14 protein-coding genes are annotated in these 21,600 nt (G+C 69.3%); 5 read left to right on the top strand and 9 right to left on the bottom strand.

Annotated features, from left to right (window positions below):
* Window positions 1-142 precede the first annotated feature (142 nt).
* Together CFB49_RS31210 and CFB49_RS31205 are read left to right on the top strand one after the other, a co-directional pair.
* On the top strand, window positions 143-1,360 hold the full coding sequence (locus CFB49_RS31210; RefSeq protein ID WP_089493303.1) for an MFS transporter: 1,218 nt from the start codon (window positions 143-145) through the stop codon (window positions 1,358-1,360).
* A gap of 70 nt (window positions 1,361-1,430) precedes the next feature.
* On the top strand, window positions 1,431-2,543 hold the full coding sequence (locus CFB49_RS31205; RefSeq protein ID WP_089437658.1) for an alkene reductase: 1,113 nt from the start codon (window positions 1,431-1,433) through the stop codon (window positions 2,541-2,543).
* Between the two features lie 94 nt (window positions 2,544-2,637).
* Here the strand turns inward: CFB49_RS31205 and CFB49_RS31200 are convergent, their stop codons facing one another.
* The 3 genes from CFB49_RS31200 to CFB49_RS31190 form a co-directional block, all read right to left on the bottom strand.
* Window positions 2,638-3,312 (bottom strand): phosphohydrolase, encoded by a 675-nt coding sequence (locus tag CFB49_RS31200; RefSeq protein WP_089437657.1) that lies wholly within the window; start codon window positions 3,310-3,312, stop codon window positions 2,638-2,640.
* A gap of 81 nt (window positions 3,313-3,393) precedes the next feature.
* Window positions 3,394-5,292 carry an amidohydrolase gene (locus CFB49_RS31195; protein WP_089493716.1) on the bottom strand — a complete coding sequence of 633 codons (1,899 nt, stop codon included), beginning with the start codon at window positions 5,290-5,292 and terminating at the stop codon, window positions 3,394-3,396.
* Between the two features lie 87 nt (window positions 5,293-5,379).
* Complete coding sequence (locus tag CFB49_RS31190; RefSeq protein ID WP_089493302.1) at window positions 5,380-8,292, bottom strand: ATP-binding protein; 2,913 nt, start codon at window positions 8,290-8,292, stop codon at window positions 5,380-5,382.
* Window positions 8,293-8,693: 401 nt separating this feature from the next.
* On the opposite strand from CFB49_RS31190, the gene CFB49_RS31185 reads away from it, so the two are divergent.
* On the top strand, window positions 8,694-9,614 hold the full coding sequence (locus CFB49_RS31185; protein WP_069619200.1) for a helix-turn-helix domain-containing protein: 921 nt from the start codon (window positions 8,694-8,696) through the stop codon (window positions 9,612-9,614).
* 65 nt (window positions 9,615-9,679) lie between these two features.
* Here CFB49_RS31185 and CFB49_RS31180 read toward each other — a convergent pair whose 3' ends face one another.
* Together CFB49_RS31180 and CFB49_RS31175 are read right to left on the bottom strand one after the other, a co-directional pair.
* A complete protein-coding gene (locus CFB49_RS31180; protein ID WP_249190563.1) occupies window positions 9,680-10,669 on the bottom strand; it encodes an alpha/beta hydrolase fold domain-containing protein in 990 nt (329 codons plus the stop codon).
* Between the two features lie 178 nt (window positions 10,670-10,847).
* Window positions 10,848-13,406: an ATP-binding protein gene (locus tag CFB49_RS31175; RefSeq protein ID WP_179234988.1), complete on the bottom strand. Its 2,559-nt coding sequence runs from the start codon at window positions 13,404-13,406 to the stop codon at window positions 10,848-10,850.
* Window positions 13,407-13,667: 261 nt separating this feature from the next.
* On the opposite strand from CFB49_RS31175, the gene CFB49_RS31170 reads away from it, so the two are divergent.
* A complete protein-coding gene (locus tag CFB49_RS31170; protein WP_089493299.1) occupies window positions 13,668-14,639 on the top strand; it encodes a LysR family transcriptional regulator in 972 nt (323 codons plus the stop codon).
* 248 nt (window positions 14,640-14,887) lie between these two features.
* On the opposite strand, the gene CFB49_RS31165 is transcribed toward CFB49_RS31170, so the two are convergent.
* Window positions 14,888-15,934, bottom strand: a complete 1,047-nt coding sequence (locus CFB49_RS31165) for an MBL fold metallo-hydrolase (RefSeq protein ID WP_089493298.1) — start codon at window positions 15,932-15,934, stop codon at window positions 14,888-14,890.
* Window positions 15,935-16,150: 216 nt separating this feature from the next.
* Here CFB49_RS31165 and CFB49_RS31160 point away from each other — a divergent pair, with 216 nt between their 5' ends.
* Entirely contained in the window at window positions 16,151-17,056 is a 906-nt protein-coding gene (locus CFB49_RS31160; protein WP_069619204.1) for a LysR family transcriptional regulator, read from the top strand.
* Between the two features lie 23 nt (window positions 17,057-17,079).
* Here the strand turns inward: CFB49_RS31160 and CFB49_RS31155 are convergent, their stop codons facing one another.
* From CFB49_RS31155 to CFB49_RS31145, 3 genes are all read right to left on the bottom strand, one after another.
* The gene (locus CFB49_RS31155) at window positions 17,080-18,552 is read right to left on the bottom strand and encodes an alginate export family protein (protein ID WP_089493715.1); all 1,473 of its coding nucleotides are present in this window, start codon (window positions 18,550-18,552) and stop codon (window positions 17,080-17,082) included.
* Between the two features lie 14 nt (window positions 18,553-18,566).
* Entirely contained in the window at window positions 18,567-19,520 is a 954-nt protein-coding gene (locus tag CFB49_RS31150) for a VOC family protein (RefSeq protein ID WP_069619205.1), read from the bottom strand.
* 171 nt (window positions 19,521-19,691) lie between these two features.
* Complete coding sequence (locus CFB49_RS31145; RefSeq protein WP_089438134.1) at window positions 19,692-21,581, bottom strand: amidohydrolase; 1,890 nt, start codon at window positions 21,579-21,581, stop codon at window positions 19,692-19,694.
* Between the last annotated feature and the right edge of the window lie 19 nt (window positions 21,582-21,600).

The raw sequence follows: 21,600 nt of genomic DNA, 5'->3' as shown, positions 1-21,600 counted from the left end.
CGATTGCGCGGCGCCTCGCTTCCGGTTTTATCGATTGATCAATAGTATGAACGGCAATGCGGTACACCGTAGCGCGGCCGAACGAATTCGATGCCGGCGCGACGCTTCGGTGTCCGGCCCTTCTCTTTTCCAGGAGTCGATCATGTCAACGAATTCAACACCGCTCGCGCCCCCCGCGCACGGCGCCAAACTCACGCAGGGGCTGATTCTCCTGTTCGCCTTCAGCTGCGGCGCGATCGTCGCGAACCTGTACTACGCGCAGCCGATCACCGAGCTCATCGCGCCGGGCCTGCACATGTCCGGCAATACGGCGAGCCTGATCGTGTCGCTGACGCAGATCGGCTACGCGCTCGGGCTGTTCTTCATCGTGCCGCTCGGCGACCTGCTCGAAAACCGCAAGCTGATGATCGTGACGGCCGTCGTGTCGATCGCGAGCCTCGCGGCGGCGGCGTTCGTGCGCACGCCCGGGCTCTTTCTTGCGATTTCGCTGCTGATCGGGTTCAGCTCGGTGGCCGTGCAGATCCTCGTGCCGCTCGCCGCGCACCTCGCGCCCGACCATTCGCGCGGACGCGTCGTCGGCACGATCATGAGCGGGTTGCTGCTCGGCATCCTGCTCGCGCGGCCGCTGTCGAGCGTCGTGGCCGACGCGTTCGGCTGGCGCTTCGTGTTCGCGGCCGCCGCCGTGCTGATGACGCTCGTCACGGCCGTGCTCGCGCTGACGATTCCGCCGCGCCAGCCCGATCACCGCGCGACCTATTTCGAACTGATCGGCTCGCTGCTGCACCTCGTTCGCACGATGCCGGTCCTGCGCCATCGCGCGTTCTACCAGGGCCTGATGTTCGCGTCGTTCAGCCTGTTCTGGACCGCCGTGCCCGTCGAACTGACGCGTCACTACGGGTTGTCGCAATCGGCGATCGGCCTGTTCGCGCTGGTCGGCGCGATCGGCGCGACGTCGGCGCCGGTGGCCGGGCGCCTCGCGGATGCCGGCCATACGGTGCGCGCGACGCTGATCGCGCTCGTCGCCGGCGCGCTCGCGTATGCGGTCGGGTTCGTGCACGGCGCCGGCCTGTACGGGCTCGTCGTCACCGGCATCGTGCTCGACTTCGCGGTGCAGATGAACATGGTGCTCGGCCAGCGCGAGATCTACGCGCTGCATGCGGCGAGCCGCAACCGGCTCAATGCGCTCTACATGACGAGCATCTTCGTCGGCGGCGCCGTCGGCTCCGCGCTCGCGAGCCCGCTGTACGAACACGGCGGCTGGCCGCTCGTCGCCGCGGTGGCCGGCGCGTTCCCGATCGTCGCGCTCGCCCACTACCTGCTCGTCGGCCGGCCGCACGCGCAACGTCACGCCGCAGGTTGAACCCTCGTCACACGATCCGTTCGCGGGGCGCGAAGCCGCCCCGCTCCCCGTCGAACCACAGGAGTCCATCATGTCTTCCCTGCTCAGTGCCTACGATCTGCGCGGCCTCGCGCTGCCGAACCGCGTCGTGATGGGGCCGATGACGCGCTCGCGCGCGCCGTCGCGCGGCCTGCCCACCGAACTGATGGCCGAGTACTACGCGCAACGCGCGTCGGCCGGCCTGATCGTGACCGAGGCCACCAACGTCAGTCGGGCGTCCGCCGCATTCGAGCTGACGCCCGGTCTCGTCGACGATGCGCAGGCCGCCGCGTGGAAAACCGTCACCGATGCCGTCCATGCGAACGGCGGGCGCATCTTCGCGCAGCTGTGGCACGGCGGCCGCGTCAGCTCGCTGACGCTGCTCGGCGGCGCCGCGCCGCTGTCGCCGTCCGGCGTGAACGACGACCTCGAACAGTTGCAGGTCTGGGCGCAGTTGCAGAACGGCTACTACACGAAGATTCATGCGACGCCGTCGCGCGCGATGACGACCGACGAAGTCGTCGCGGCCGTCGACGAATTCCGGCAGGCCGCCGCGCGCGCGATGGCCGCGGGCTTCGACGGCGTCGAGATCCATGCGGCCAACGGCTACCTGCCGCATCAGTTCCTGTCGTCGACGCTGAATCGCCGCGACGATCGCTACGGCGGATCGGTCGCGAACCGCGCGCGCTTTCTCGAGGAGATCGTCGACGCGGTCGGCGGCGTGATGCCATTGAGCCGCGTCGGCGTGCGCATCTCGCCGTATGCGAAATACAACAACGTGCGCGACGCCGATCCGGACGCGACGCTCGCGTACGTCGGCCGGATGCTGGACACGGCAGGCGTCGCGTATCTGCACGCGGCCGACACCAACGGCTGGAGCGGCGAGCCGGATCTGCCGCGCATCGTCGAGCACGCGCGCCGGTCGTTCCACGGCACGCTGATCGTCAACGGCGGCATTTCGCCGGACGCGGCGAACGCGCTGATCGACGCGGGCGACGCCGATCTCGTCGCGTTTGCGCGTGCGTATATCGCGAACCCGGATCTCGTGGAGCGCATCGCGGCCCGCGCACCGCTCGCGGAACCGAAGGCCGCCGGCTGGTACGGCGGCGACCGCGCCGGCTATGTCGACTATGCGCGGTACGACGCGGCGCCCTCGCACGCGTGATCCGCACGGGCGGCGCGCCAGGTGCGGCATCCCGGGCGCGGCCGCGCGCCGCGGCCGGTCGAGCGTGCGACTGCCGCACGCCGGACCGGCGCCGTCACGTGTCGTTCCACCGTGCGCCCAGCACGCGCCCGCAGAAATTCGGCCGATGAAAATCCGGATCGACGCGTTCGAGCACGTCGGCGCTCCACGTGCCGAACGTCGACTGCGGCCGGTGCGCGACGCCGCGCGCGACCAGGTCAAGAAACGCTTCGGGAAAACCGCTGCCGCGCGGGTAAGCCGCGAGGAGCGCCGTGCGCTCGTCGGCGGTATAGGCGTCGAAGTCGGTCGCCATCAGGTCCGTCGACATCGCGCACGCCAACGCGCGCGCGAGCGGCGACGCGCGGACGGCCACACCCGGCGTCGTATGCAGCGCGATCGCATGCCATACGTCGTCGCGCATGCGCTGCGACCGGCGGTGCCGCAACAGCAACGCACGCGCGGCATCCGCGCCGTCGAGCTCGTAGCGTTCGGTCGAACGGCCGTACGCCGGGCTCAGCCCCATGTTCGCGTACATCGCGGCGACGTACAGCGCATCGGCGTCGCACGCGTCGCACGCACGCCGCGCGGCGAGCGACGCGAACACGAACACGCGCGACGCGTGATCGACGAGCGCGGCGGGCAACGACGCGCGGGCCGCGTCGGCTGCCTCGGCCGCAACGGGCGTGCGCGGAATGCGAACGCCGGCCACTTCGTCGCCGGTGGCCGATGCGCGCGGGTGCGCAGCATTCATCCTGTCTCCTTCATGCCCCGTGCCCGGGGCGGAAAATCGTTCCATGCACGGCGACGTGCGGCGCGCGCCGGCACGCGCCGCTCAAAACGCGACGCAGCAGCCGCCGAAGGCTTCGCAGCGTTCGGCGGCCGCACTTGCCGTCGGATAGCGCGACCGCGCGAAGCGGCGCCCGTGACTGTGCGCCCGGCACACGTCGATGCCGGAAGCCGCGCAAGCGTCGCCCGCCGCCGATGCGTGCGGCGCGGCGCGCCCGCCGGCGTCCGCCGCATCGGCGACGCCGCCTGCTGCGACCGGCGACCATGCGGGGCTGACGGGCGGCGGCGGCGGCGCCAGCGGCGAGAATTCCTGTTCCGCGTGCACGACCTTGCCGTCGACGACCGTCAGCACCGACGACAACGCCGGGATACGCCGCGCGTCGACCGTGAAGTAGTCGTCACTCAGCACCGCGAAGTCGGCGTACCGGCCGGGCACCAGCGCGCCCTTGCAATGCTCGTCCGCGGAGAACCACGCGCTGCCGACCGTGTAGCGGCGCAGCGCCTCCATCCGGCCGAGCCGGTTGCGCGCGGGATACAGCGCGGTGCCGCCGACGCTGCGCCCCGACACCATCCAGTACAGCGCGACGAACGGGTTGTAGCTCGCCGCGCCCGTCGCGCCGGAGCCCGCACCGACCGGCAGCCCGGCCGCGAGCATCGCGCGGATCGGCGGCGCGCGCGTGGCCGCCGCCGCGCCATGACGCGCGATGAACGCTTCGCCCTGGAACGCCATGCGCGGCTGCACGGTGATGCCGCCGCCCAGCGCCGCAACACGCGCGATATTGGCATCCGAAATCGTCTCGCAGCGATCGAAGCTCCAGCGCAGCCCGTCGAACGGCGTGTCGCGATCGACCGCTTCGAACACGTCGAGGAAGCGGCCGATCGATTCGTCGTAGGTCGCATGCAGCCGGAACGGCCAGCGGTGACGCACGAGCAGCCGGACGATGGCCGCCAGCTCCGCGTCGACCGACGCGGGCAGGTCGACGCGCGGTTCGAGAAAATTCCCGAGATCGACGGCCGAGAACAGCAGCCGCTCGCCCGCGCCGCTCGCGCGCAGGAACGCGTCGCCGCGGCCGGGCGCCGTCAGCGCGATCCATTTCGCGAAGTCGTCGAGCTCCCGGCCGGCGTGCCGCGCGCCCAGCGCATAGGCGATGCGCGTCGTCAATTCGCCGCGCCGCGCGAGCGTCGCGACCGCCGCATAGTCGTCCGGATACGCGAGGCCGTCGCCACCGGCGTCGATCGCGCTCGTCACGCCGACGCGGTTCAGCGCGCGCATGAACTGCCGCGTCGAGTTGACGCGGTCGTCCGCATCGAGCACGGGCGCGCGGGCCAGCGCCGCGCCGAGCACCGCCGGGTCCGGGCGCGCGAGCAGCAGCCCGGTCGGCCGCCCGTGGCGGTCGCGCCGCAGTTCGCCGCCGGGCGGATCGGGCGTGTCGCGCCCGTAGCCGAGCGCGCGCAGCGCGGCTGCATTCAGCCACGCACTGTCGGCCAGATGCTGGATGAACACCGGCGTGTCGGGGGCAATCGCGTTGAGCTCGGCCGCCGTCGGGCCGCGCTTTTCCGCGAACTGCAGCGCGGTCCAGCCGCCCGCCACGCGCGCCCATTGCGGCGCGGGGGTGCGGCGTACCTGCCGGCCCAGCAGCTCGAGCGCGTCGGCCAGCGACGGCACGCCGTCCCAGCGCACCTCGAGGTTGAAGTTCATGCCGCCGCGGATCGCCTGCAGGTGCGCATCGATCAGGCCCGGAATCACGGTACGGCCGTTCAGATCGATTCGGGTCGTGTCGTCGTGCGCATGGCGCAGCACGTCGCGATCGTCGCCGGTCGCGACGATGGTCCCGTCCTTCACGGCGAGCGCGCGGACGAACGAGCGCTGTTCGTCCTGGGTCGCGATCTTGCCGTTGAACACGACGAGGTCCGCCGAACGCGCGGGTTCCGTCGCTCTAAGCACCGTCGGGCCTCCCGTGCGCGCCCGCGCGCGCGTCGGCACGCATGCTGCAATCACGCGACCGCACTGCCGTACCGGTTTCGCGCATCGTTATGCCGCCTGTTGGGCCGCGTCGGCGGCATCGCGTCGCGCGCGCGTCAGGGACGGCGCGAGCGGCGCATCCGGACGAACGAAGTTCTGCACGCGCAGCAAGCGGCGCACGTCGTGAGCGCGCGAATGCGGATCAAAATGCCGCGCGACCCCGGCGACGAGCGCCGACGCCTGCGCGGTTTGCCCGCGCTCGATCAGGTGATCGGCGAGATCGAGCGAGCCGCGCAGCGCCCACATCGCGGCGCCCTGCGCGTTCGCGGTCTGGATCGCCATCTGCAGATGACGATGCCCGTCCGCCTCGTACGCGACGGCGAGATCCGCGCCGACGGTGCGCGCCTGCTCGAGCATCGCGACACCTCTCACGCGCAGCAGTTCGGGGACGAACAGGTGCTCGCCGTGCGCGCGGCACCGCGCGAGCGTCGCATCGAGCCGGGTGCACGCTTCATCCGCGCGGCCGGTCCGCACGAGGCCCTCCGCATATGCGACGGTCAACGGCGCGAGCACGCGCCGGAATCCGCTCGCCTCGACGCGTCGCAGCGCGGGTTCGAGCCGGGCGAGGCCGGCGCCGGGATGGCCGGACTGGATGTCGAACTGACCGGTCAGGCATTCGGCGTGACTGCGCCAGATGTCGAACCCGTGCGCGTCCGCGGTCCCGCGCAGCGTCGCGAGATAGTCGGAGGTGATGTCGTGATCGCCGTAGCGCAGCGCGATCGGCACGGCGGCCGCGCCGAGCACGATGCACAGCGCGAGTGGCGACGGGCCGCGGCGCGCGCACTCGACCGCCTGCGCGGCGACGCGCATCGCATGCTCGGGCTCGCCTTGCATCCACAGAAGACGGATCAGCATCGTGCGGCCCAGCGTCGCCATGTCGACGCCCAGCGCGGCCTGCGCGCACGGCGATTCGCCCGCGTCGGCGAGCTCGGCCGTCGCCGCTTCCAGCCGCTCGCGCGCCTGCGCATGCTCGCCGAAGTAATGCAGCGACGTCGCGACCATCGTGTTCGCCAGCAACCGCTGCGACCGGTCGCCGCGCCGTTCGGCCGCCCGCTCGAAGCGCGTCGCGTAGCGCAGCGATTCGTGAATGTCCGACAGCGTCAGCATCGTGTTCCACAGCCCGACCAGCGCGCGCGCGTCGAACGCATCGTCGCCGACGTGTGCGGCCAGACCGAGCGTGCGGTCCCACATCGCGGCGGCGGCCAGCGCGTCGCCGTCGGTATGCAGCAGCGCCGACGCGCAGGCCGCCCGCAGCCGCATCTCGCGCGCGGCGTCGACCGGGTCCGCCGCGCCCGTGTCGAGTTCGTCGAGCACCTCTCTCGCGCGCGCCGTGCACGCGCGCATCCGCGACGGCTCCAGCAGCGCGCGCGCCAGCCGGTCGGGCTCGGGCACGCCGGCGGCCTCGGCGGCGTCCGCCGGTTCGTCCACGGCCGGCGCGGGCGCATCGGCAAGCGGCACGTCGGCGGGCGGCACGAGCCGCACGGGCGCGCGCGCGCGCTCGTACTCCGCATGGCGCGCGACGATGCGCTCGAACTCGCCTTCGTTGTGCAGTTTTTCGACCGCATACGCGCGCGTCGATTCGGTCAGCCGATAGCGCGCATACGCGCCATGGAACTCGACGGTCACCAGCGATTTCGCCACCAGCTCGCCGAGCACCGCGATCATGTCCGCGGCCGACGTGCCGGGCTCGGTGGCGACCGCGTACGCGGCATCGAACGAAAACGGCCCGATGAAGCACCCCATCCGGCGAAACAGCGCGCGCGCGGCCCGATCGAGCAGCACGTAGCTCCAGTCGAACGTCGCGCGCAGCGTCTGATGACGCGGCAGCGCCGAACGCAGCCCGCCCGTCAGCAGGTTCAGCCGGTCGTCGAGACGCGACGCGACCACCGCGAGCCCGAGCGTCGCCACGCGCGCCGCGGCCAGTTCGATCGCGAGCGGCAGCCCATCGAGGCGCCGGCAGATGTCGCCGATCAGCCGCACGCCGGCTTCGTCGACCGTGCAATCCGGCGCGGCCGCGCGCACGCGTTCCAGGAACAGCGCGACGGCCGAACAGCGGACGATTTCGTCGGCGGACGCGTCGCCGTCCGGCACCGCGAGCGGGCTCATCCGCAGCACCGCTTCGGTCGAGATGTGCAGCGGCTCGCGGCTCGTCACGAGCACGCGCAGCAAGCCGGCGCTCGACGTCAGCGTTTCGACGAGGCTCGCCACCAGATCGACGATGTGCTCCGCGTTGTCGAGCACCAGCAGGCAGGGCGACGTCGCGAACGCGTCGCCGATACTGTCGAGCGCGGGCACGCCGTGCGTGTCGAGACCGAGTTCGGCGGCAAGCGCGATCAGCATGTCGTCGCGCGTCGACGCACGCGCCAGTTCCACGAACAGCACGCGCTCGTGCGAGCGGCTGCGCACGCCGTGCGCGACGCGCACGGCAAGACTCGTCTTGCCGATGCCGCCCGCGCCGACGAGCGTGACGACCGGCGTGCGTTCGAGCATGTCGACGATCTGCGCGAGTTCGGCGTCGCGCCCGACCAGCGGCGCGAGCAGCGGCGACGCGGGCGCATCGGGCAACGCGACGACGGCCGGCGGCGTCGCGACGGCCGGCGCGTCGACCACGGGCACGAGGTCCGGGCCGGACGACGCGCTCGCCACCAGCAGGTAGCCGCGCCCGGGCACCGTCTTGATCAGATCGCGGCTCGCGCCGAGCGCCTTGCGCAGCGTCGCCACATGCACCTGAAGCCGGTTCTCCTCGACGATCAGGCCCGGCCAGACCGCGTCCATGATGTCGTCCTTCGACACGACCGAACCGCTCGCGCGGTGCAGGACTTCGAGAATGTCGAGCGCGCGCGCGCCGATGCGCAGCGACGCGCCGTGCCGGCGAATGTCGCGTTGCTCGAAATCCACAGACAAAGTTCCGATCTGGATCATGGCCGCCTCCGGGTCCCTCGGGATGGCTGCCCGATGAACGCGGCAGTTCACCCGGCAGGAAGTCCGCGTCCGGCGCGCCGTTGCACCGGACGGAAAGTGTCGAATTCCGGACCGAGTGTAGACGGGTGGTCGCCGGAAATCTTGAATGAAAATGCGCTCTGGCCGCGGATTTCGGTGGAGCGCGACCGGCACGCTCACTTGCGTGTAAAAGTCGGGCGCTATACTCTGCCGGGCCGCTCGCGCAGGCGTCGAGCCGGGTGGCGCACTCGCCGCGCACACGCATTGAAAGCAATTTGTCAGGATGGCCGGCGGACGTTTATGCAAATTCATTTTGAACGTTCGCGTGCGCATCTAAACTGGACTCGTCATTTCACGCTCCGAGTCCCTCGTTGGGGAATTCCATGTCAGACTCCGTCATCGCCGCGCCGGTGGCATCGGCTCCGCGGCGGCCGAAAGACACGCTCGGCTGCGTGTCGAGCCTGCTGGCAAAGGATGTCGAGACGACATCCGGCGGCCTGAGGCTGCACCGCAAATGCATGCGCGAGGCGCACGTCGAACGCATCGAGATGCCGCCGTGCGACCGCGGCTTCCTGGTCGGCGTGTCGCTGAGCGGCGGCCACCGCCGCACGCTTTATGGGCGCGCCGGCGCGAGCGAGCGCCGGTTCCAGCATCACTCGATCTACATTCGCGACTTCTCGCGCCATTTCCACGCGGATCTGTACGGCCACTTCGACTTCGTGCTGGTCGAGCTGCCGCATGCGTATCTCGAACGCGTCGGCCCCGAGCACGGCGGCCAATCGATCGGCGGCCTCACGTGCCGCCCCGACGTGCGCGATCCGGTGCTCGGCCATCTCGCGCACGCGGTGGCCGACAGCCTCGACGCAGGCGGCCCGCTGAACGCGCTGTTCATCGAACAGATCGGGCTCGCGATGGGCACGCACCTGGTGCGCCGCTACGGCAACGCACGCACGCGCGAGCTCGAACGCAAGGGCATGCTGTCGCCCGCGAAGGTGGCGCTCGCCCAGGAGCTGTTGATGGAAAAGGCGGACCTCGGCGTATCGATCGAGGAAGTGGCGAACGAATGCGACCTGTCGCGCGGCTATTTCATCCGCGCGTTCTCGCGCACGACCGGCCGCACGCCGCACCAGTGGCTGCTCGAACAGCGCGTGACGCGTGCGCGCGAGCTGATCGAGACGTCCGACATGACGCTGGCCGACATCGCGGTCGCGTGCGGCTTCGCCGACCAGAGCCATCTGAACCGCGTATTCGCACGGATCGTCGGCCATCCGCCCGGCGCGTGGCGGCGTGCGCGGTCGCGCTGATCGGCCGCCCGGGTGCGTCAACGCGCTACTGCCCGCTTTCCTGACGCGATCGATCTGTCCCATATTCACTGTCCGCGCAGCGTCGCGCGGATCGTGCCGCATGCCAATCGCAATGCAGCCTCGGTGGGCGGCGTGTCGGCAAGGCCGTCGAGCACCGTGAAATCGCGAATCGTGCCGAGGCAGCGAACCGCGCTGACGCGAACCCCGGCGAGCATCAGCTTGCGAGCGTAGGCTTCGCCGTCGTCACGTGCGACATCGTTTTCAGCCGTGACGATCAGCGCGGGAGGCAGGTCTTCGAGATCCGTGTAACTCGCGTTTAGCGGCATTGCGATTGTTTCGCCGAGGTTTTCTGACGGAAAGCGCGCCCGTGCATGCATGCGCCCGGTGTGTGCGGTAAAGCTCGGGCCGTCGACGCATCTCGCTGCCGAGGCGCCCGCCGTGCTTGTCGAAAGCGTCGGACACAGCATGATCTGAAGCGCGATACGGGGGCCGCGACGCGCCTTGACGAGCAGCGCGAGGGTCGCGGCGAGATGACCGCCCGTGCCTTCGCCGGCGACGATCAGGGTGCCGCCGTCGAGATTCAATGCGCGTGCGTGCTCGTGCAGATGGACGAGCGCGGTGAACGCCTGCTCGTTTTGGGTCTGAAAGCACGCAGCGGGTGCCGAGGTGTAATCGACGAGTACGACGGCCGCCTCGGCGTCGGTGGCGATCCTGCGCGCAAGCCGGTTGTCGCTTGGGCAACCCGCGAAGCTCGCGCCGTCCGGCAGGAAGAGCACGGCGGGCAGCGGAGTGGGCGCCGCCTGCGGCGGTCGTACGATCCGGATCGTGAAATCCGAGGCCGCCGCGCCAGCTTTCAGCGCGATTTCTTCGGCGTGTATCGCGTCCGTCGCATCGCCGTTTGCCCATTCGCGCAAACGCTCTGCCGGAACCCCTGCCTCAGTGGCATGGTCGACGAACGATTGCGTTTGCGCATCGAGGATCGGATACGAGTCCGCGGATCTAATCAGGCCCGGTGCGGCGTCTTCGGGCAGACGGGCAGACGTGAAATCGTTCATGGGGCAGTTTCCGATGAGTGAGCTTGCTTGTCGATCCGGCACCGTTGGCCGTCGACAGAAGAAATTCTCATCGGATTCCCGCACGAGCGACAGTTAAGCGTTGCTAAGAGGCGTTAAGCCCGTGTCCAGCAAAGCGTTCACGCTCGTGACGCACGCTTCGAGCCGATTTACCGTCGCTTCATGTCCGCACACCGCGCGTTGCCGCGACTTCCAGCAAATGCGCCTGTAACCACGATGGCGTGTTCGCCCGTCCAGCTTCGATCAATGCGTTTGCGCTCCCTGCGTCGCCAGCGCACGCGAACACTTCGAGTTGCATCGGGGTGGCGCCTGCCGGCGTGACAGGTCTGCCTTCGTGAATGGCCTCGAAGCCCTCGCCCCATTTGTCCCAATACGCGAGACCGCGCCGGCGCGTGCGCTCGCGAAGCCGCACGGTCCATTCGCGCGCGAGCGCCACTTCGCCTTCCCATGTCGCGACGGCGATCGAGCCGATCGCGAGTCCGTAACAGACAGTCAGATCGTGATCGATCGCGAGCGCCTCCGTCGCGCAGTCGCGCGCGAGCGCCATCGCCGCGTCCGTCTCGCCCTGCAGCCACAGAATGCGCATCAGAATGGAAATCGCCGCGATATGCGCGTCGACCTGCGCGTGGTTCGCGTGCGTCGCGCGCACCGGGTCCTTGTCGCGAGCCATCACCGCTTCGATCAATGCGCGCGCGATATCGTGGTCCCCGAGGAAGTGATGTGACAGCGCGCACATCCGTTCGCCGGTTTGCGTCGTCGAAAAATCGCCCGTGCGTGCGGCGGCAGCGCGAAACGCACGCGCATGTTCGAGGCTTTCCGCGTACGCGCCCGCGAGCGTCCGATGCGCCCACACGCCCCACAGCATGCGCAATGCGAGCCGGTCGTCGCCGAGGCGCTGCGCGGCGGCCTGTGCGGCGTCGAACGCGTTCGCCATCGCCGCCGTCGGCCCGCGCGTGTGCCAGAGCGCGTGACCGTACGCGGCGAGCAGTTCGATATGCTGCTCCTTGCCCGCCAGATCCGAGTTTTCCGCCGCGGCGATTGCGCGCTCGGCCATCCCGAGGAATTCGTGAGGTAGCGAAAGATGAAACCACAGCGGCGCCGTCGCGATCAGCAGGTCGATCGCGAGCTTCGGCTCGCCATCCTGGCCCGCCGCCCAATCGAACGCGGCTCGCACATCGTCGATTCGCTGGCTGTGAATCGCGAGCCACTGACGCGGCGCCTTGCCTTCCCACGCCGCCACGGGGTCGGCAAAAATCGCACAGCAGTACAACGCATGGCGGCGGCGCGCGTCATCGAGCTCGTCCGCCTCTTCAAGTCGCATATACGCGTAATGGCGCGTCGTGTCGAGCAGTCGATAGGGATGGTCCGAATCGTCGATTGCGCAGGCGATCAGCGACTTGGCGATCAGGCCGGTGACGGCGTCGAAGGCTGCGAGGTCATCGACGTCGCCACCGGCTGCGACAGCCGCGGCGGCATCCATGCCGAAGGCGGCCCGCATGACCGAGAGGCGGCGCAGCACCTGGCGCTCCTCCGGCCGGAGCAATTCATAGCTCCAGTCGAGCGTTGCGCGCAGCGTCTGCTGGCGCGCAAGCGCCGTGCGGCGGCCCTGCGTGAGCAGCGCGAAGCGGTCGTCGAGCCGCGCTGCAATCGAATGCACGTCCATCAAGCCGACGCGCGCCGCCGCAAACTCGATCGCGAGCGGGATACCGTCGAGCCGTCGGCAAATATCGATGACGGAGCCCAGATTCGCGTCGCTCAACGCAAACCGGTCATTGGCGGCGCGCGCGCGGTCGTGAAACAGCGCGATCGCCGGGAACTGCACGGCGTCGTGGAGGCTCACGCCTGCGTCAGTCTCGGGCGACGGCAACGCGGCGAGGCGATGGACGGATTCGCCTTCCGCGCGCAGCGGCTCGCGGCTCGTGACCAGCAGATGCACGCCCGACGCGCCTTGCAGCAGTTGCTCGGCGAGCACGGCAACGGCATCGATCAGATGCTCGCAGTTATCCAGCACCAGCAGCACCGGCGATGCCCCAAGCGCCTGGATGAGGTCGGGTACCGGATCGCCGCTGGAGACGGCAACGCCGAGCGCCGACGCGATCGTACTGGCCGCGCTCGCGGCCGCGGAAACCGGCGCGAAATTGACGAACACGGCGCGCACGCCGGTGCGCTGGGCGAAGCGATGCGCGACGGCGACGGCGACGGTCGTCTTGCCCATGCCTCCCGGGCCGGCGATGGTGAGCAAGCGTCGCTCGGGCAAGTGGTCGGTCAGACCTGCGATGACATCCTCGCGGCCTATCACGCGAGCGAGCGTGACCGGTATGCGCGAACCGCTGTCGGACCCGGTGGAAGGCCGGGTTGCGTGCGTATGAGGCCGTGGTGCGGCCGGGTCCACTGCTTCGGCCCGGGTAACGGGCGCGGCGAAGCGATAGCCGCGTCCGGTCTCGTTGACGATGTAACGCGCACCGTCCGGTCCGTCACCGAGCACCTTGCGCAGCGCCGACAGATGCACGCGCAGCGCGCCTTCCTCGACGACGTTGTCCACCCAGACGCTGTCGCACAGATTGCGCGTCGAGACCAGCGCGCCCGCCTGCTCGACAAGTACGACGAGAATGTCGAGCGCGCGGCTGCCGATTTTCAGCGGCGTCCCGTCCTTGAGCAGGACGCGTTGCGGGAATTGCAGCGTAAAAGGGCCGAACGCGAGGCTGTAAGGAGCGGTCATCGAGAGCGTCATCGCGCGGGTTGAGTGTCGGCCAATACGGTGCGCCGGGCGCGCACATTGACGCAAAAACGGCCAATCATTACTCAAAAGCGCAGTACGCGCCCTTAAAAGATCTTAAAAAAACCTGTTTTGCTGCAGCCGACGAGGATCGGCACGGATCCGGGCGCCGACTTAGCAACGCTTAACAAGTCGTAACTGGCCCGACGCGCGTCTCCCCGCCAACATGGCTCCATGCAAGCCAATCAATGATCGGAGGTCGATATGGAGCGTCTGAAAGCGCTGGAGGTATTCAAGGCAGTGGCGGACCACGGCAGTTTCACGCGGGCAGCCGACGCCACCAATGTTGGCGTACCGTCGGTAAGCCGCGCGGTGCAGGATCTTGAAACGATGCTCGGTGTGCAGCTCTTCAACCGGACCACGCGCCGCGTCGCGTTGACCACGGCCGGCCATGCGGTGCTCGAGCGCGTCACGGGCGTCCTGTCCTCCTATGAAGACCTCGCGCGTACCGGCAGCGACGAAGCCGGCGATTGCGCGGGTAACGTCCGCATCGAGGTGCCGGCAATCTTCGATACCGCCCGCCTCACTTCCGTCCTGGTCCGCTTCATGCGCGCGTGGCCGAAAGTACGGGTCGACGTGCGGCGCGTCGATCACCTGGCCGATACGCTCGGCGATCTTGCAGACCTCGCGATCGTCGTCGGTCGCTCGGCGCCGTCGTCGTGCATCGCGCGATCACTCGCGGCCGTGCATCTCGGGCTCTATGCGAGTCCTGCGTGGCTCGAACGGACCAGCGCTCTCGCTCACCCGCTCGATGTGCCGGCCGAGGCTTGCCTCGCGACGGGCGCACAGCATTCGGTATGGACGGTCGGCCATGCAGCCTCCGGGGAGTGTGTGTCGCTTGCCTCGCGCGCGGCGCTGCGCACGAATTGTCCTCATGCGCTTCTCGCGGCGGCCGTCGACGGCGAGGGGGTAGCAATCCTGCCCGACCCGCTCGCACAAGCGGCGCTCAATCGCGGCGAACTCGTGCGTGTGCTCGATGCGTGGCAGGTCGCGCCGCTGGAAGCCTGCCTCGTCTACCGGTCCAGACGCAATCTCCCCGCGCGGGTGCGCAGATTGACCGAGTATTTGCTCGACGCCTTCGGCGAGCAACGCGACGAGATTGGCGCAATAGCGGCTGTACCGAACATTGCCCGGCTTGCCGCGACGCAGGCGACGCTCGCGCCGTGCGCGGCGTGATGAAGATTTTGCTTATACGAATGCAGGGGAAACAACGAAATGATGATTGATTTTGCCGGATGTCTGCTGGACGTGTCGTCGCGGTATCTCGGACTCGCGATCACGCACCGGACGGCCGTGGCTCACGACGGCGCCGGATCACGACACGCGACGCGCGTGAGCGATTCACATCGTGGCGCGTCGTCCTCCAGAATGCCGCAGCATGCGCATGCTGCCACGGATGTGGCCTCGCCGATGTGGCCGGCTCGTCACCGCACCGGCGTCGCGTCGTAGTTGACCGGCACCCAGTCGTATTGCGCACCGTCCCGGCGCAGGTGGCCAAGCCCGGGAAACGCGATATGCGCGGCCCCGACGAGATAGCGTCGATCGGCGACGCGCTTCAGCGTGTCCCGCCGCGTACGGCGGGCGGCGCCGGCATCGCTGTCGTACTGGACCGTCGCGTCGACGTCGCGCAACTGGATCGCCGCCACGTGCACGATGTCGCCCCACGCGAGCAGGCCCGCATTGCCGCTCTCGATCAGATAAGCCGTATGCCCCGGCGTATGGCCGGGCATCGGCACCGCGCGAATGCCGGGCGCGAGCGCCGCTTCGCCCCGAAACGTCTTGAAGCGGCCGGCCGCCACGTAAGGCGCGACCGCCGCCGCGGCCGCGTCGAAGAACGACGCGAGGAACGCCGGCGCCTGCGCCTTGTTGGCGGGATCGAGCCAGTACGCGGCCTCGACGGCGTTCACGCGCACGACGGCATTCGGAAACGTCATCGCGCCATTCGACGCAATGCCGCCGACATGGTCCTTGTGCAGATGCGTGAGCAGCACTTCGTCGATCTGCGCGGGCGCGTAGCCGGCCGCGCGCAGGTCGTCGATCAGCTTGCCGCAGCAGTCGCCGTAGAGCGTGCCGGCGCCCGCGTCGACGAGGATGCGCTTCGATCCGGTATCGACCAGGAACGCGTTGATCGACCCTTGCACGGGCGGCTCCAGGAATGCGCGGTCGAGATCGCGCCGGATCTCGTCCTTCGAGATGTCGCGAAACACCGTGTCGACCGGAAACGGATGGGTGCCGTCGGACAGCGCGATCACCGTGAAATCGCCGATCTTCTGCCGATAGAAGCCGGGAGGCTGCAGGCCCGCGGCGGCGGCTGGCGCCGGGGATTGCGCGCCGGGTCGCGCATCGGCGCGGGCGTCGGGCGACGTTGCGGCCTGCGCGAACGCCGCGGACGGGAGCAGGCCCGCCCATCCGGCCACGACGAGCAAGCGGGCCGCATGCACGACGCACGCGTGCCGGAACGGGTTCTTCATGTGTTCTCCGGGACGAACCGTGCGCGCGCCCGGTCACGAACGACCGACCCGTGCAACACGCAATGTCGCGCAGCTTATCGGGCGCCGCGGCGAAAATCCTGAGCGTGGCCTGAATTGTCCTGAAGACGCGGCACGTGCGCGCGGCCGCCGCGCCGGCCGGCGCTAGAATGCGAACCGCATGCAATGCGCCGTTACAACCCGCACCGAGGCGACCCCATGGACAAATTCTCCGCGCTGCGCGCGTTCGTCGAAGTCGCGGAAGCCGGCGGCTTCTCGAGCGCGGGGCGCCGGCTCGATCTCGCCGCTTCGTCGGTCGTGCGCGCGGTGGATGCGCTCGAGGCGTCGCTCGGCACCGTGCTGCTGAACCGCACGACGCGGCAGGTCACGCTGTCCGACGCGGGCGCCGTCTACTATGCGCGCGCGAAACGCGTGCTCGGCGAACTCGCCGATGCCGACGCGCTGGTGGCCGATCGCGGCGACGAACCGTCCGGGCCGCTGCGCGTGTCGGTCCCCGTCGCGTACGGGCTGCGCCGCATCGCGCCGCACGTCGCCGCGTTCGTCGCGCGCCATCCGAAGCTCGACCTCGACCTGCAGCTCACCGACGAACGCGTCGATCTCGTGTCCGCCCGGATCGACGTCGCGATCCGGCTCGGCGACGCGGCCCCGACCGCGGAAGTCGTCGCGCGGCCGCTCGGCACGTTCCGGCGCTACGTGGTCGCGAGCCGCGCGTACCTCGACGCGCACGGCACGCCCGCGACCCCGGGCGAACTGGTCGATCATGCGTGCCTGCGCTTTCATTTCGGCGTCGACCAGCAGACGTGGACGTTCGCCGGTGCGCAACGCACGACGCAGGTCGTCGTCACCGGCCGGCTGAAATCGAATCACAGCGAGGTGCTGCGCGAGGCCGCGCTCGACGGCGCCGGCATCGCGCTGCTGCCCGACTGGCTGGTCGACGCGGACATCGAAGCCGGCCGCCTGCAGCGGCTGTTCGATCGATACGACGTGACGCCGGGCTCGGCGCGCGCGGTGATCACCGCGCTGTACCTGCCGAACCAGCGCGGCTCGAAGCGCGTGACCGCGTTCATCGATTTCGTCGAATCGCTCGCCCGCGCGCAGCCCTGACGCGCGCGGCACGGCGCGACGCGTCACCAGCCGAACTTCGCTTCCATCCCGAGATAGTCGGCATTGCGCGCGCCGAGCGCGCGAATCGACGAGCCGAGCTGGAAGTGCACGGCCTCGAGCGCGAGCGCGACGTTCGCGTTCACGAGCCAGTCGACGCGCGCCTGCGCGTACATCCCCGTCCACGCGCCGCCCTTGCCGGCCGTGCCCGGCACCGCCGACATCCCCTGCCCGTAGATCGCGTCGGCGGTCGTCTGCCGCCACTGGAAGCCGACGGCGGTGAGCACCGTCACCGAGCTGGCCGGCTTGAACGTCAGCGACGGCTTCACGTGGATCAGGTTGCTGTATCCGGTGTAGCCGGCGAGCGTGAAGTAATAGCCGTTCGGAAACATCGGGTTGAACGTGCCGACGCGCCGGTCGCCCGGATGCGCGTCGCCCGATGCGCCGTCGACCTGGATGCCGATGCGCGGCGTGCCGGCCGTCTTCGCGAACGTGTAGCCGCCCAGCGCGCCGAACGCCCATGCGCCCACCGTGTCCTGCCCGACGTGGCCGGTCTGCAGCATCGCCTCGACGTCCCAGTCGAACCCGTCGGTCTTGCCCGCGTAGCGCATGTCGAACACGTCGCGCCGCTCGGTGCCGGAGGCATCCGGATAGCGCGCGTTGTCGCGCGTATAGCGCGACCAGTACGCGGACAGATCGCCGGGCCCCGTGCCGGTGCGCTCGACGCGCACGCCGTCGAATCGCAGGTGCCGGTTCGACACGTCGTCGAACACGGCCGCATTGCGATACTGCACCGGGCGCGTCACATAGCCGATCAGCCGCCATTTGCCGATTTCGTAATCGGTCCACAGTCCATCGTATGCCTGCCGCACGTTCGGGCCGTCGCGCACCGACACGAAACGCTGCAAGTCGAACGCCATCTCCTGGCGTCCGATCCGCGTCTTGAACGTGCCGGGCCCCAGTTGATCGACGTACGCGACGAACGCCTGCTCGAGGTCGAGCTGATCCTTGTCGACCGGGCCGACCGTGTCCTTGCCGAACGGCCGCGCATCGACGAACTGCACGAATGCCTGGAAGTGTCCGCGATAGCGCAGGTCCGCATGCACGTTCGCGCGCTGGATCACGTAGTTGTCGTCGTGCGCGGCGCCGAGGCCGAACAGCGGCGCGTTGTTCAGTTCGAAGCGCTCGCGCAGGTTCGCGCCGAGCGACAGGTAGGTCGACGGGTCGTCGCCGAGCCGTATGTATTTCAGCGCGTCGAACGGCTTGCGCGGCACGCACGGATTCGCGAGCGCCGACCAGTCTTCCTGCCAGCGGTTGAACGACACCGTCGGGCGCTTCGCGGTGCACGCCGCGGCGGCGGCGGCCGGCGACGCGGCCGCGCCGGCCGCCGACACATTGGCATCGGCGGCGGCATCGGCGCCGACGGCCGACCCCGCGTGCAACGCGGCGCCGCCCGCCAGCACGACGCACGGCAGCGCACCGCGCCACGATCGCTTCATCGGCCGGCGCCCCGTCATTTCGACCGCGCGTGGATTTCGGCGACGTAGCCGCCCGGGAACTGCACGAGCGCCGCGTCGCGGCCGTCCGACTTGAACGGCGGCACGAGCACGGTCACGCCCGCGGCTTCGGCCTGCTTCAGCGTCGCGGCGAGATCGGCCACTTCGTAGCCCGTCATTTCGCGCCCGAACGGGTAAGGCAGGTGGCCATCGGTCGCGAGCACGGTCATCTTGCCGAAGCCCGACTCGATGCGAATGCGGCGGTACGTGTCGTTCGGCCGGCCGATTTCGATGCCCGGTGCATGGCGCACGTCGGACACGATCTTGCCGTGCGAGAACGCGGCGAAGTCGCGTGCGAGCTTGCTCGCGCTTTCCGGCGATACGTACACGCGGTTCTCCGGCACCGTCTGCAGCGGGTCGTAGTTCGGCGCCTGCGTGTGCCAGTACAGCTGCATGTTCACGCCGCCCGGCCAGCGGACGATCGCGTCGCGGCCGATCGGGTCGGGGAACGTCGTCACGACGATGTCCGCGCCATGCGCGCGCGCCGACTTCACCGCGACGTCCATGTCGGTGACGAGATAGCCGGTGCGTTCCTCGCAGAACGGATACGGGATCGGCGTCTTGAAACCGAATACCGAGATCGTGCCGACCGGTGTCAGCACGAGCTGCGACATCGTCTGGCTCGGCGTCGGCGTGACCTGGAACACGCCCTGTTTCGACTTCTTGCCGCCGAACGTCGCGACGAAGCTGTCGGTGAAGCGGTCGAAATCTTCGGGTGCGACGCACACGTGCGTCGTGTCGTACTGCGGGCCGACCGCAATGGCGGGAGCGCGCGCGGCGGCGGCCGGCGACGCGATGTCGTCGAGGTGGGTTTCGTCGGCGAATGCCGGCGCGCCGGCCAGCAGCGCGGCGAGCACGGCCGACGACGCGGCGGTCATGCGCAGCAGGTTGCGCAGGTTGAATGAACTCATTGGTTTTCTCCGTGATGTTGACGCGCGCGGCCTGGCGCCGCGCGCGGATTCTGATTCAGCGGGATGCAGGCGACTCATCCGGGCGGCCCGGACGACCGACGAGAAACACGCGCACCGCGAGCGGCAGCGTGCGGAACCATGCCGGGGAGTCGCAGCGGTAGGCACGCGATGTCAGATCGCCCAGCAAGAGCACCCGAACGCGCCCCAGAAGCCCTTCGCATCCGACGTCGGCAACGTGCTTGCCCATGCGCTCGCGTGCGCATGCTGGTGAAGGTTGCATTCATTCGCGCAGCCGCACATCGCGGCGGCCGCCGCGCGTTGCAGCGGCGCGCCGTTGCGCTGCGTCGCGCCCCATCCGCCATAACCGCCGAACTCGCGCACCGGCGACCAGTCCGGCATCGCCGGCGGGATCGGTGCGTCGTGCGACGCGAACGGCCCCGCGCCCCACACGATCTTCCCGTCGACCACCGTCAGCAACGCGGTCGTGGCGGCGATGTCGTCCTCCGCGCATGCGAAGAAATCGCGATCCGGGACCACCAGGTCGGCAAGCTGCCCCACCGCGATGCGCCCCTTCTTGCCCTCCTCGTTCGAGAACCACGTCACGTACTCGGTCCACATCCGCAGCGCGGTTTCGCGATCGAGCAGGTTGCGCTGCGGATACATGCGCATGCCGCCGACCGTCTTGCCCGTCACGAGCCATGCGAGCGACACCCACGGGTTGTACGACGCGACGCGCGTCGCGTCGGTGCCGGCCGACACCTTCAGCCCCTTGGCGAGCATCTTCGCGACCGGCGGCGTCGCCTCCGCGGCTTGCGCGCCGTAGCGCTCGACGAAGTATTCGCCCTGGTACGCCATCCGGTGCTGCACCGCGATGCCGCCGCCGAGCGCGGCGATCCGGTCCATCGATTTCTCGGTGATCGTTTCCGCGTGATCGAAGAACCAGTTCAGCCCTTCGAGCGGGATGTCCTCGTTGACCTTCTCGAACACGTCGAGCGCGCGGCTGATCGTTTCGTCGTAGGTCGCGTGCATGCGCCACGGCCAGCGGTTTTCCGCGAGCACGCGCACGACGCCTTCGAGATCGTCCTCCATCTGCGCGGGCAGGTCCGGCCGCGCGACGCGGAAATCCTCGAAGTCGGCCGCCGAGAACGCCAGCATCTCGCCGGCGCCGTTATTGCGGAAGTAGTCGGTGCCGTCGTGGTACTTGACGCTCTTCGTCCAGTTCACGAAGTCTTCCTTCTCCGCGTTCGGCTTCTGCGTGAACAGGTTGTACGCGATCCGGATCGTCATCTCGCCCGCGTCGTGCAGCTTGCGGATCACTTCGTAATCGTCGGGATAATTCTGCGAACCGCCGCCCGCGTCGATCACGCCCGTCACGCCCAGCCGGTTCAGCTCGCGCATGAAATGGCGCGTCGAGTTGTACTGATACTCGAACGGCAGCTTCGGCCCCTTCGCGAGCGTCGCGTAGAGGATCGTCGCGTTCGGATTCGCGAGCAGCAGGCCGGTCGGGTTGCCCGCCGCATCGCGCAGGATCGTCCCGCCCGGCGGCTCCGGCGTGTCCTTCGTGTAGCCGACCACCCGCAGCGCCGCCGCGTTCAGCAACGCGCGATCGTACAGGTGCAGGATGAACACGGGCGTGTCCGGCGCGACCGCATTGAGTTCGTCGATCGTCGGCAGCCGCTTCTCCACGAACTGGTGTTCGGTGAAGCCGCCGACCACGCGCACCCACTGCGGCGCGGGCGTGATCGCGACCTGCTGCTTGAGCATCTCCATCGCGAGCGCGAGCGACGGCACGCCGTCCCAGCGCAGTTCCATGTTGTAGTTCAGGCCGCCGCGAATCACGTGGCAGTGGTTGTCGATCAGGCCCGGCAGCACGCCGCGGCCGCCGAGATCGACCACCTTCGTCGCGCGGCCCGCGAGCGGCATGACGTCCGCGTCGCTGCCGACGGCGACGAAGCGGCCGGCGGCAATCGCGACTGCCGTGGCGACGGGGTTCGTGCGGTCGAGCGTCGTGAATCGTCCGTTATGCAGGATCAGATCCGGTTGGGTCACGGTTGCGGTCATGTGCATCACCTCTTGTTGA

This window comes from Burkholderia sp. AU17457 (assembly GCF_002223255.1).
GTDB classification, from domain to species: domain Bacteria; phylum Pseudomonadota; class Gammaproteobacteria; order Burkholderiales; family Burkholderiaceae; genus Burkholderia; species Burkholderia sola.
Note: the sequence above shows the minus strand (reverse complement) of the source record. Positions and strands in the feature narration are given on the sequence as shown.